Source organism: Actinomyces massiliensis 4401292 (assembly GCF_000269805.1).
In the GTDB taxonomy this organism is placed as follows: Bacteria; Actinomycetota; Actinomycetes; order Actinomycetales; family Actinomycetaceae; genus Actinomyces; species Actinomyces massiliensis.
Map to the genome: position 1 here is coordinate 581965 of NZ_JH711482.1, position 10891 is coordinate 592855.

Consider the following 10891-nt stretch of genomic DNA (forward strand, 5'->3'; position numbering starts at 1 on the left):
GGCAGCAGCATGCCGGATAACAGAAAAGCCTTGCTCCGTAAACACGGAACAAGGCTTCATTTATTCGTGGAGCTAGAAGGAATCGAACCCCCGCCTCCCCCACAATAGTGGGAGCGCGCTACCAACTGCGCCATAGCCCCATCCGCACACGCATCACGACCGATATCGAAATGCATACCGTGGAGCTAGGGGGATTCGAACCCCCGACCTCTTCCATGCCATGGAAGCGCGCTACCAACTGCGCCATAGCCCCATTTATGATCGCCGCCCTGGGCGACGGGGATTAGTCTATGAACTCCTCACCGCTGCGGGCAAATCCATTTCACGTGCGGTACCTCACCACCACGATCGGCCCTTGCGGACGGTCAGGACAGGTGCCCGCCGTGCGCGCCAACATCGCCGGAGTCTCCTTCCCCACCGCCGTTCCACCGCGAGATCCTCCACTCCGGAGGCCGGTTCATGCTGTTCAGCACCGCATAACGGCAGTTGCCCAGACCATGCAGCCCGAACCACGAGGAGGGGTCAAGCCCCAGAAGATGGGTCGTCCCCAGAGTGATGGCCGCCCCGTGTGCAACGACAACCGCGGTGCCACCCACCGCCGCAGCGATCTCCCGCATCGCTGTTCCCACTCGAAGAGCGGCATCGCTGCGGGTCTCAACTCCCACCCCCTCCGGATCGCCTCCGGACCGCCATACGTCGAACTGCTCGGGCCACCGCTCCTCGATCTGAGCACGGCTCAGCCCCTCCCATCGGCCGAAGGACCTCTCAGCAAGACGATTATCGACATGCACGCCCAGGCCAATGGCCGAGGCCAGCACCTCGGCGGTCTGTCGAGCCCGCTCCAGAGGGGAGGAGAAGATCGCCGCCGGATTCAGGGCCACAAGATCCGGAGCCGCCGAAGCGGCCTGATCACGTCCAATGTCATTGAGCGGGATGTCGACACGCCCCTGAATCCGGCCCTCAAGGTTGTAGTCGGTCTGGCCGTGCCGCCATAGGACGAGCGTCATCGGCACGCCTTCTCAGCAGGCCGCATCAACAGGAGTCAAGACATCCTCAGGCAGCTCGATGGGCGGGCAATCCTTCCATAAGCGCTCGAGCTCGTAGTATTCACGATCCTCGCCCTGTTGCACGTGAATGATGACATCGGTGTAGTCGATGAGCACCCAATGGGCCTCCTCAAGGCCCTCGCGCAGCCTGCGCTTGGCCCCGGCCTTGAGCATGGCCTCATCGATCGCATCGACGATGGCGCGGACCTGACGATCGTTGTCACCCGAGAGAATGAGGAAGACATCGGTCAGGACAAGCCGCTCGGAGACGTCGATGGCGACAATGTCACCAGCCTTCTTCTCTGCGGCGGCACGAGCAGCGGTGCGGGTCAGGGCGACAGCATGGTCAGTAGCGGGCACAAGACTCCTTGCGGTAAACAGCCAACGGGACCCGACTCGTCAGCCCAGCAACGAGGTCCATGTGGGGATGGCCCCGAGGCCCTCTGCGGAGCTGCTGCCCCCGCGATTGAGGACGAACCACACCACGGTGATGACCACCAGCACAACGACGATGGCGATCAACACCATCAGCAGTATCTTGCCCATCTTCGATGTCTTCGGCGGCTCAGCGACATTGGCGGGGTTGACCGGAGAGCCCATCGGGGCGGGATTGCTCCATCCCGCTTCCGGACTGGGGGGCGCCTGCATCACAGGTTCGGAGAACTGCGGTTCAGGAGCCGGCTCGGGCATCGGCTCATATGGGGTGAAGGCCGGTACGGATGATGTGGTCTCTTCAGCAGCGGCTGCAGACGCTTCCGACTCAGTAAGAGCGGGAGCAGCGCCGGGCCGGCCGGCCTCCGGCCGCAGAATACGCCACTGCGGGTTGTCGATGCCGTCGAACTCGTCATCAACCGGACGAACTTCGCTGAGCTCTCCAGTATTGCTATCGACTGTGCGCACTCCCTGAGCCGCGTTGGGAATCCGCACGGTGGGCCGACGAGCCGGCCCGCCAACAGTCGTATCCGTCGCCCAATCGGGCAGGCTGCCGGCACCCGGACTGTCAGGCGCACTATCGGGCATCGCGTACCCGTCACCGCCTGCAGCGACCTGGCCGGGGCCGCCCGACTCGTACCCATCACCGCCCGGAGAAGCCGGACTGGGCCCACCCGGTCCGAATCCTTCGCTGACTCCTTCGCTGACTCCATCACTGAATCCGTCGCTGACTTGGGGAACCTGAGCGGGGCCGCCCGCCCCGTACCCATCACCGGCGGTGGACTGCGTTCCCGCATCAGTGGCGTCAGCCGGTGGTACATCGCGGTTGAAAAGAGAGCGCCTTTCAGGCAAAACGGCCGGTTCGCCCATGGGCGGGGCCGATGGATGAGAAGAGGGCGACGACACGTCAACCGGTCTCATCACACCGGTCGGCTGAGAAGAGATGTCCTCGATATCGTCGTCGGACAGAGAGGTGTTGGCGACCTGCGGCACCGGATCGGCGAAAGAGTCATCGGGAGCCGCCCCGGTCCCACCAGGGGCGACAGGGGTGAAGGGCGCGGCCGAGCCGCCCTGATCGCCCGAAGGCACCTCCCGCCCGAACACGGATCCCGTTGCAGGACCGGGGGCTGATGGTGACGCCGTCTGCATGGGAGACTCGGGCGCATAGGGGCGTGACCGCCATGAATCGTCTGCACTCTCGGCTTCGCGGGGCAGCGTCGGACTCGTCGGAGCGCTCTGTGCGGACGGGACCGCGGGCTCGTCCGCAAGTCGATTCCCAGGACCAGGGTAAGCGGATGCGCCGCCTTCCAGGCCCCCCGGTGCCGCCTCGCCATCGCGCACAGGCGGCGTCCACGCTCCCGCTTCGGAGATGCCAGTCGCCTGAGGCCGCTCGGGAGACTGCAGAGCACGTGCCGCTTCCGCCTCGTCGAATGACGGTGCAGAGGCCGGGCTGCCCAAGGCGCGCCGCCCCGGTGCAGCATCGAGTGGACTCTCCGCGCGAGGCGCGGAAGAGGCAGATGCAGCCGACACGACAAGCTCGTTGACCTCCACCGCCCGCGAGCCGGATGAAGCCGCGTGGCTACCTGTGGCCTCCAGACTGGGAGACGCGATCGCAGGCTGCTCGGCCAGCGGGTCCTGCAGCGCCTTGGCCTGCTCGGGAGTGATCTCCCCCGAGGCGACGGCCGCGCGCAGTGCCGCAGCCTCCTGACGCAGACGCTTGAGCTCTCGCCGGGTCAGAAGAGGCTGCTGCCCGGTCAAGATGGCCTCGCGCTCAGCAGCGCGTTCAGCCTGCCGCATCGCCCGTCGACTGCGACGAGTGCCGGTGTCATCATCTGCGGCATCGGACTGGCTCTGGTTGACGTCGGTGGGATCACTCACCGTCGTTCTCCTTCCTCAGGGACTGCTCCCGTGCGACGCGAGCGGTCATCGACGTCGTCGATGCCGAACGCTCAACCGTGCGATAAAGACCGTACTTGCGGATGTACTGGACGACGCCGTCGGGTACGAGATACCAGACGGGAATGCCTCGGGCGACCCGACTGCGGCAGTCCGTGGATGAGATCGTCATCGCGGGCACTTCCACCAAAGACACAGTATCCTCAGGCAGGCCGGTATCCGTTAAGACATGCCCGGGGCGTGTGACACCGACCAGGTGAGCCAGGTCGAATATCTTCGCATTATCCTTCCACGTCAAGATCTGCGCCAAGGCGTCGGCTCCGGTGATGAAGTAGAGCTCGGCGCCGGGGTACTCGGCGATAACATCGTGGAGAGTATCGACTGTGTATGTCGTACCACCGCGATCAATATCCACCCGCGAGACGGTGAAATGCGGATTCGAAGCGGTGGCGATGACCGTCATGAGGTAGCGGTGCTCCGCCGGTGTGACACGACGGTTCTTCTTGAAAGGCTGATTCCAAGTCGGCGTGAAGAGGACCTCATCAAGTCCGAAGGCGTACTGCACCTCTGAGGCCGCTACAAGATGCCCATGATGAATCGGATCGAAGGTGCCACCCATAATGCCGATACGCAACTGGCGCGAGGCGTCACTCATCGGCGCCGCCTCTATTGCTCTTCGGCACTGCTGCTCCTTACGGTCACTGCGAGCGGTGTGCACGCAGACGCGCCCATCCTGCCACGGACAAGACGTAGTAAGCCTCGTGCCACGCCCGCACGCGCAAGCGTGATCGGTATCGCGCTAACAGGCATCAAGAGGCTGATCACGTCCTACAGAGCAATCCTGGACTTCTGACACTTCCGGCACTCCTGCGCACTCACGGCCGCACATGACCGTCTCCTTCGACAATCCATTGCGTCGTCGTCAGGGCCGCCAATCCCATGGGCCCACGAGCGTGAAGCTTCTGAGTGGAGATGCCGAGCTCGGCCCCCAGACCCAGCTGGCCGCCATCGGTGAAACGGGTGGAGGCATTGACCATGACGACGGCGGAATCGACAGCTCCGGTGAAGCGGTTCATGGCGGCGATGTCCTGGGTGAGGATTGCCTCCGTGTGCCCGGTGGACCACTGCGAGATGTGGGCGACGGCCTCTTCCAGGTCGGATACCACTCGCAGCGCCAGATCGAGACTGCCGTACTCGGTGGCCCAGTCCTCCTCAGTGGCGGGCACCAGGAGGGCCTCGCAGCCGGCCCGCGCGGCCGGCCCGCGCAACGCGGTCTCGGCCGCCTCATCCGCGTGGAGGGTGACGCCTTCGTCCCACAGCGCCGCCGCCACGGTCGGCAGGAGGCGGTCGGCGACGTCATGGTGGACCAGAAGAGTCTCGGCGGCGTTGCACACACCTACGCGCTGAGTCTTCGCGTTGACGATGAGCGGCACCGCGGCCTCGAGGTCGACGCAGGAATCCGCGTAGATATGGCAGTTTCCACTGCCGGTCTCGATGACGGGCACTGCGGACTGCTCGACGACGGCCTTGATGAGCCCCGCCCCACCGCGCGGCACGAGCACATCGATGAGCCCGCGAGCCTGCATAAGCGCTGCAGCCCCGGCTCTTCCGGCGGAATCAATGGTTGCGATCAGGTCAGCGGGCAGGCCGGTGGAGACCAGGGCGGCGCGCAGAACATTCACAATCGCCGAGTTGGTATGCGCGGCGGCACTGCCGCCGCGCAGCACGACGGCATTGCCGGACTTCAGCGTCAGGGCGGCAACATCGACAGTGACATTGGGACGGGCCTCGTAGATCATGCCGACCACGCCCATGGGAACGCGCACACGGCGCACCCGAAGACCGTTGGGAAGGGTCTGACCATCGACGACCTCGCCGATCGGATCGGGCAGGCCGGCGATCTCGCGCAGAGAAACGGCGATGGCGGCGATGCGGTCGGGGGTCAGGCTCAGGCGGTCGATCAGCCCTTCGGTCATGCCCTCAGCACGGGCGCGCTCGACATCGTCCCTGTTGGCGGCCAGGATCTCCTCGGTCGCCTCCAGAAGGCCATCAGCCATGGCATGCAATCCGGCGTCCTTGAGCTCACGGCGCGCCGCAGCCACGGATCGCTGCGCGCTTCGAGCGGCTCGGGCCGTGCGGGCGACCAGTTCGGTCGCGTCCTGCTGATAGGAACTGTTGACATGAGAGCTCATGGCAGCACCATACGGCGCCGGACCCGCATCGCGGGAGCGTGCTTGGCGCATATGGAACGCGAATCGCATCCTCATCCTGAGAGCGACGACTGATGATGACCGGACCCGGCTACCACGCCGTGGGAAGACGCGCTAAGATGCCTCAGGCGAGGGCGCTTGACCGTTCCGCCCATGGCTTGAGCACCCGCATCGCTCGCCGTGGGTCGACACCACCACCACCCGCGGTTGAGTGCCCTCGCCCCTCCCACATCTGCGCGTATGGTCCGCCGCACTGTAAGTCTCTCTAAGCCTCTCCAGGTCTGTCCCAGGATCACGCGCAGTACCGAAGCAGTTGCAGAAGCAGTACAGAATTCGCCATCGGATTCTCCCGACCGAAGAGCGAGCGAGAAGCGAGTACCGTCCATGAGGATCACGCACCTGGCAGCGAGCAACTGGCGGAACTTCAAGAAGATAGATTTCAGTGTCGGAGAACGCCTCTTCATCGTAGGGCCCAACGCAGCCGGCAAGTCCAACCTCTTGGATATATTCCGTTTCCTATCCGACATCGCCGGTCAAGGAGGCGGGCTCGCCTTCGCGATCCAACGCCGTGGCGGGCTGAAAAGAGTCCGCAGTCTGTTCTCCCGGAATAATGCCAGGGGACGCCTTGTCGTTGACGTGAAGCTGCGGGACGGCGAGGACACATGGCGATACAGACTCTCCGTCAAGGGCCAGAGAGGGGGGCAGAACCGGCCTGTCGTCGATGAAGAACTAGTGACCAAGAACGATAGGGAAATTCTCAGGCGCGCCGATGATCGGGACCGAAAGGACGAGATGCTCCTGACCCAGACGCACCTCGAGCAGGTCGCCTCCAACCAGGCTTTTCGTCCCATCGCCGACTACCTCGGACGGGTTCAGTACTTCCACCTCGTTCCGCAGATCATCCGCGACCCCTCGCGTGCCGTCACCTCCGGTGACGATCCCTTCGGGAGCAACTTCATCGCCCAGATGAACGCAACCACACCCCGAACCCGCGACGCATGGCTCAGACGCATGCAGGAGGCCCTGCGCGCGGCGGTCCCCGGCTTCGAGTCACTCTCCATTGAGCTCGACCCCGCTGGCAAGCCGCACCTGATCGCGGGTTACAAGAACTGGCGCCCGACGCCGTCGAAACAGAACGAGACGGACTTCTCAGACGGCACGCTCCGGCTTATCGGACTCCTGTGGGCCATCATCAAGATGCCGGCGAATCCGGGGGTACTGCTGCTGGAGGAGCCCGAACTCTCTCTCAACAGCGCAATTGTGAAGATCCTGCCTTCGGTACTCGCACAGGCACGGCGTTCTTCAGATCTTCAGATCATTCTGTCCACTCATGCCCCCGAGATCCTCAATGACGAAGGCATCAGCCCGGATGAGGTTCTCCTCCTTCGCGTCACGGACGACGGCTCGCGCGCGGAGCTCCTCTCCTCATTGCCGGATGCGAGCGACCTCGACCTGGGGCTGACCATCTCGGACGTTGTCGACGATCTCATTGCTCCTGACGATCTCACGGGGCTGTTCAAGGCCGCGCGGAGTCGTCGATGACTGGAGACCCTTACGTTGAGGTCGCCGTCGAGGGAGATTCCGACACCGGTATGGCCCAGGTTTTCCTCAATAACGCGGGACTTGCGCTTTATCGCCCGTGAGCACTGGGATATCGCCAAGGCGCAAGAATGCAGCCCCAGCCTTCGCCGTACGGTCATGAGGCTGAGATCAATGCGCAGTCGGCTCCTCGCCGCATCGCCTGAGGTCTGATCGCCCCGCGAATCGACGGCGCACAGACGGCAGGCGGATCTTCACGCGCCCGCGGTGTGAGGGAGCTCGGCGAGGTCGTCGCGGTGCACCACGGGGGCGACATGATCGAGTGCGTCGGCGGCCCCCTGCCTGCGTGCCTGGAGGACCTCCTCGAGCTCGGTGGCGCAGTAGCGGCAGATGCCCCGGGCCACGGCCCCTGCGGGTCCCACGACCTCCACCACCGCCCCGGACTCGAAGTCCCCACTGACGCCGATGACACCGGGCAGGAGAAGAGACTTCTTGCCGACGGTGATGGCCCGCTGAGCACCGGCATCGATCGTCACGCGCCCCTCGGGAATGGAGGCGTGGGCCATCCACAGTCGCCGGCTGGGACGGTGCGGACCAGTCGGCGCGAACCAGGTGCCCAGGTCGGCGGGCACTTCCCGCTGCCCCAGGAGGCGCGGAGCGTCATCAGCCGCGGCGATGATCGTGGCGGTTCCCGACGCGCAGGCGATCGTCGCGGCCTGAAGCTTGGTACGCATTCCGCCGGTGCCGAGTGAGCCGCCGCGCCCCGACACATCCACCGCACCGAGTTCCTCCGGCGCTTCGACATAGCGCACAGGCCGAGCACCGGGCGTGCCCGGCCTGGCCGTCCACATGCCATCGACGTCGGTGAGCAGCACGAGAGCATCAGCGGTGACCAGATGAGCCACGAGAGCAGCCAGGCGGTCGTTGTCCCCTAAGGTGAACTCGGTCGTGGCAACAGCATCGTTCTCGTTGACGATGGGCACGACCCCCATTGAGAGCAGAGCATCGAAAGTGGCGCGCACGGTCCGGTAGTGAGTGCGTACGGCGACGTCCTGCGCGGTGAGCAGCACCTGAGCGGTCACCACCCCATAGGCGCTCATGGCGGTCTGCCATCGGGAGACCAGGTGGCCCTGGCCCACGGAGGCCGCCGCCTGCAACAGGCGCAGCTCGCCGGGGCGCTCCGTCATACCAAGGGGAACCAGCCCCGCGGCCACCGCCCCCGAGGACACCAGGACCACGTCATGGCCGCGCTCGCGCAACCCGGCGACAAGACCGGCGACAATATCGATACGGTTGAGATCAAGACCGCCGTCGGGGCGGGTCAGCGACGACGAGCCGACCTTGAGCACGATCCGCGCCCCATCGGCCAGCCGCACCGGCCGGAAGCCCGTCGCCCTCATGCATCGTCCCCGTCATCGCGGTGACTGGCAGCATCCACCCAGATCCCCTCGGCGGCCTCGTCGCGCAGCTGCTGACGAGCGGACTCCTTGGCGTCCATGAGTTCATGGTACTGAGCACGACGCTCCACATTGCTGCGCCGATGCCGATCCTCAAGACGCATGTCAGTGCCCCGGGCCCCGAGAAGCTCTCCCCCAGTCGTCATGGTCGGCTCCCAGGTGAACAGCACCCCGTCGTCGATCGACCCGATGAGGACGGCGTCCCCGGCATGAGCGCCAGCGGTGACCAGCTGGTCCTCCACGCCGCCGGCGGCCAGGCGGTCGGCCAGGTAGCCGACCGCCTCATCGTTGGTGAAATCGGTCTGCTGCACCCAGCGCTCAGGCTTGTCGCCACGCACCTGGTAGACGTCGCCCTCACGCGGATGGTGGATGAGATTCACCGTAGCCAGGGACTCCTTGCCGCGACGGCCGACGGCCGCCGGACGAATCACGGGGCGCTCCCCCTCGGCTCGGGCCACGGTGGCCGCGGAAGCCGTCCGTGCCTGGGTCACGAGCTCGGCCAGGGCGAACGACAGGGCGCGCAATCCCGTATGTGCGACCGCGGAAACCTCGAAAACGGCCAATCCCCGGGAGGCGGCGTCGGAATGCACGAAATCGGCGAGCTCGGCGGCCTCGGGAACGTCGATCTTATTCAGCACCACGACGCGCGGACGTTCCATAAGCGGTACACGACCGGTCCGAGCCGGAGCGTCCTCCGCCTGATCGAGGCGGGCCGCGTATGCGGCGAGCTCGGCCTCAATGGCATCCAGGTCGGACAGAGGGTCGCGGCCGGGCTCGAGCGTCGCGCAGTCCAGGACGTGGACGATCACCGCACAGCGTTCGATATGGCGCAAGAACTCCAGGCCGAGGCCCTTGCCCTGGCTCGCTCCCGGAATAAGCCCGGGGACGTCGGCGATTGTGTACCGCACCTCCCCGGCCTCGACGACCCCCAGGTTCGGCACCAGAGTGGTGAAGGGGTAGTCGGCGATCTTGGGGCGGGCCGCGCTCAACGCGGCGATGAGTGAGGACTTGCCCGCGCTCGGATATCCGACCAGAGCGACATCGGCAATGGTCTTGAGCTCCAGGGTGATGTCACGAGCCCGCCCGGGCAGGCCCAAGAGATGGAATCCCGGCGCGCGGCGCTTGGAGGACGCCAGGGAGAAGTTGCCGCGCCCCCCGGTGCCGCCCTCGGCAACGACGATACTGTCGGTATCACCGACCAGATCCGCGAGCACAGTGCCGTCGGCATCTTTGACGACGGTCCCCTCGGGAACGGGCAGCACCAGATCCTTGCCGTCGGTGCCACGGCGCCAACCGCCCATGCCGGGAGTGCCGTTGCCCGCCGATCGGTGAGGAGAGCGATGGTAGGTCAGCAGAGTGGTGACGCGCGGATCCGCGACAAGTACGACATCGCCGCCGTGACCGCCATCGCCACCGTCGGGCCCGGCCAGGGGCTTGTACTTCTCGCGGTGGATCGATGTGCAGCCGTGGCCGCCATTGCCGCCGACCGCGTGGATGACCACTCGGTCGATGAAGCTGGGCATGATGTCTCCTGAGGGGCTAGGCGAGCAGAGCATATGCCGCGAGGGCGGACGGCACATGCCGTTCGCCCTCGCGGAACCAGAATAGTGATGCGGAGAATGCGGAGAATCAGGCCTCGGGGAGCACGACGTTGACAACCTTGCGGCCGCGGTGAGTACCGAAATGAACATTGCCGGCAGCAGTGGCGAACAGGGTGTCATCGTTACCGCGGCCCACATTGTTGCCGGGGTGGAAATGAGTGCCGCGCTGACGGACGATGATCTCGCCGGCCTTGACGAGCTGACCGCCAAAACGCTTAACGCCCAAACGCTGAGCATTCGAATCGCGGCCGTTGCGGGAGGAACCAAGACCCTTCTTGTGTGCCATAGTGAGGCTTCTTTCTCTTAAAGCTGGCGTCTGACGCTGGCACTTGAGAGCGGTGCGCGGGAACGCCGTGGGAGTGGTCAGTTGATCGCGGTGACCTTGACGGCCGTGAGCTGAGCGCGGTGGCCCTGACGCTTGCGGAAGCCCGTCTTGTTCTTGAACTTGAGAATGTTGATCTTGGGGCCCTTCTCCTCACCGATGATCTCGGCGGTAACGGAGGACTTGGCGAGGTCGGCAGCAGTAGTGGTGACCTTGTCGCCATCCACCAGCATGACGGGAGCGAGGGACACCTCGTCACCGATTTCGCCGGCGAGTTTGTCGACAACCACGACGTCGCCGACAGAGACCTTCTCCTGACGGCCGCCGGCCTTGACGATCGCGTAGACCACTTGAATGCTCATCTCTGTCGAATCTTTGGACCATTTCC

At 65.1% G+C, this 10891-nt stretch carries 10 protein-coding genes and 2 tRNA genes; 1 reads left to right on the forward strand and 11 read right to left on the reverse strand.

Annotated elements, in window-relative coordinates:
• Window positions 1-67 precede the first annotated feature (67 nt).
• The 7 genes from W5W_RS0110940 to W5W_RS0110970 all read right to left on the reverse strand — a co-directional run bounded on the left by W5W_RS0110940 (window position 68) and on the right by W5W_RS0110970 (window position 5566).
• A tRNA-Asn gene (locus W5W_RS0110940) sits at window positions 68-140 on the reverse strand.
• Window positions 141-180: 40 nt separating this feature from the next.
• Window positions 181-253: transfer RNA gene (locus tag W5W_RS0110945), tRNA-Ala, on the reverse strand.
• A 112-nt stretch (window positions 254-365) separates the two neighbouring features.
• On the reverse strand, window positions 366-1007 hold the full coding sequence (locus tag W5W_RS0110950) for a histidine phosphatase family protein (protein ID WP_008732669.1): 642 nt from the start codon (window positions 1005-1007) through the stop codon (window positions 366-368).
• Between the two features lie 12 nt (window positions 1008-1019).
• Window positions 1020-1406, reverse strand: coding sequence for a ribosome silencing factor (gene rsfS, locus W5W_RS0110955; RefSeq protein ID WP_008732756.1), 387 nt, complete (start codon window positions 1404-1406; stop codon window positions 1020-1022).
• A gap of 39 nt (window positions 1407-1445) precedes the next feature.
• Window positions 1446-3356, reverse strand: coding sequence for a hypothetical protein (locus W5W_RS0110960; protein WP_017195416.1), 1911 nt, complete (start codon window positions 3354-3356; stop codon window positions 1446-1448).
• The gene (gene nadD / locus W5W_RS0110965; RefSeq protein WP_008732644.1) at window positions 3349-4029 is read right to left on the reverse strand and encodes a nicotinate-nucleotide adenylyltransferase; all 681 of its coding nucleotides are present in this window, start codon (window positions 4027-4029) and stop codon (window positions 3349-3351) included. Before nadD ends, W5W_RS0110960 begins: the two co-directional genes overlap by 8 nt.
• A gap of 220 nt (window positions 4030-4249) precedes the next feature.
• Window positions 4250-5566, reverse strand: coding sequence for a glutamate-5-semialdehyde dehydrogenase (locus tag W5W_RS0110970; RefSeq protein ID WP_029574269.1), 1317 nt, complete (start codon window positions 5564-5566; stop codon window positions 4250-4252).
• A gap of 402 nt (window positions 5567-5968) precedes the next feature.
• Here W5W_RS0110970 and W5W_RS0110975 point away from each other — a divergent pair, with 402 nt between their 5' ends.
• Entirely contained in the window at window positions 5969-7126 is a 1158-nt protein-coding gene (locus tag W5W_RS0110975) for an AAA family ATPase (protein ID WP_017195418.1), read from the forward strand.
• 251 nt (window positions 7127-7377) lie between these two features.
• On the opposite strand, the gene proB is transcribed toward W5W_RS0110975, so the two are convergent.
• The 4 genes from proB to rplU form a co-directional block, all read right to left on the reverse strand.
• Window positions 7378-8523, reverse strand: a complete 1146-nt coding sequence (gene proB, locus W5W_RS0110980) for a glutamate 5-kinase (RefSeq protein WP_008732800.1) — start codon at window positions 8521-8523, stop codon at window positions 7378-7380.
• Complete coding sequence (gene obgE, locus W5W_RS0110985) at window positions 8520-10103, reverse strand: GTPase ObgE (RefSeq protein WP_017195420.1); 1584 nt, start codon at window positions 10101-10103, stop codon at window positions 8520-8522. Before obgE ends, proB begins: the two co-directional genes overlap by 4 nt.
• A 106-nt stretch (window positions 10104-10209) precedes the next feature.
• Complete coding sequence (gene rpmA, locus W5W_RS0110990; protein WP_008732765.1) at window positions 10210-10467, reverse strand: 50S ribosomal protein L27; 258 nt, start codon at window positions 10465-10467, stop codon at window positions 10210-10212.
• 77 nt (window positions 10468-10544) lie between these two features.
• Window positions 10545-10865 (reverse strand): 50S ribosomal protein L21, encoded by a 321-nt coding sequence (rplU, locus tag W5W_RS0110995; protein WP_034498921.1) that lies wholly within the window; start codon window positions 10863-10865, stop codon window positions 10545-10547.
• Window positions 10866-10891: the final 26 nt, after the last annotated feature.

Coding starts and splice junctions, on each gene's coding strand:
- W5W_RS0110950 (WP_008732669.1), bottom strand. CDS start 1,007: ATGACGCTCGTCCTATGGCGGCACGGCCAGACCGACTACAACCTTGAG.
- nadD (WP_008732644.1), bottom strand. CDS start 4,029: ATGAGTGACGCCTCGCGCCAGTTGCGTATCGGCATTATGGGTGGCACC.
- W5W_RS0110970 (WP_029574269.1), bottom strand. CDS start 5,566: ATGAGCTCTCATGTCAACAGTTCCTATCAGCAGGACGCGACCGAACTG.
- W5W_RS0110975 (WP_017195418.1), top strand. CDS start 5,969: ATGAGGATCACGCACCTGGCAGCGAGCAACTGGCGGAACTTCAAGAAG.
- proB (WP_008732800.1), bottom strand. CDS start 8,523: ATGAGGGCGACGGGCTTCCGGCCGGTGCGGCTGGCCGATGGGGCGCGG.
- obgE (WP_017195420.1), bottom strand. CDS start 10,103: ATGCCCAGCTTCATCGACCGAGTGGTCATCCACGCGGTCGGCGGCAAT.
- rpmA (WP_008732765.1), bottom strand. CDS start 10,467: ATGGCACACAAGAAGGGTCTTGGTTCCTCCCGCAACGGCCGCGATTCG.
- rplU (WP_034498921.1), bottom strand. CDS start 10,865: ATGAGCATTCAAGTGGTCTACGCGATCGTCAAGGCCGGCGGCCGTCAG.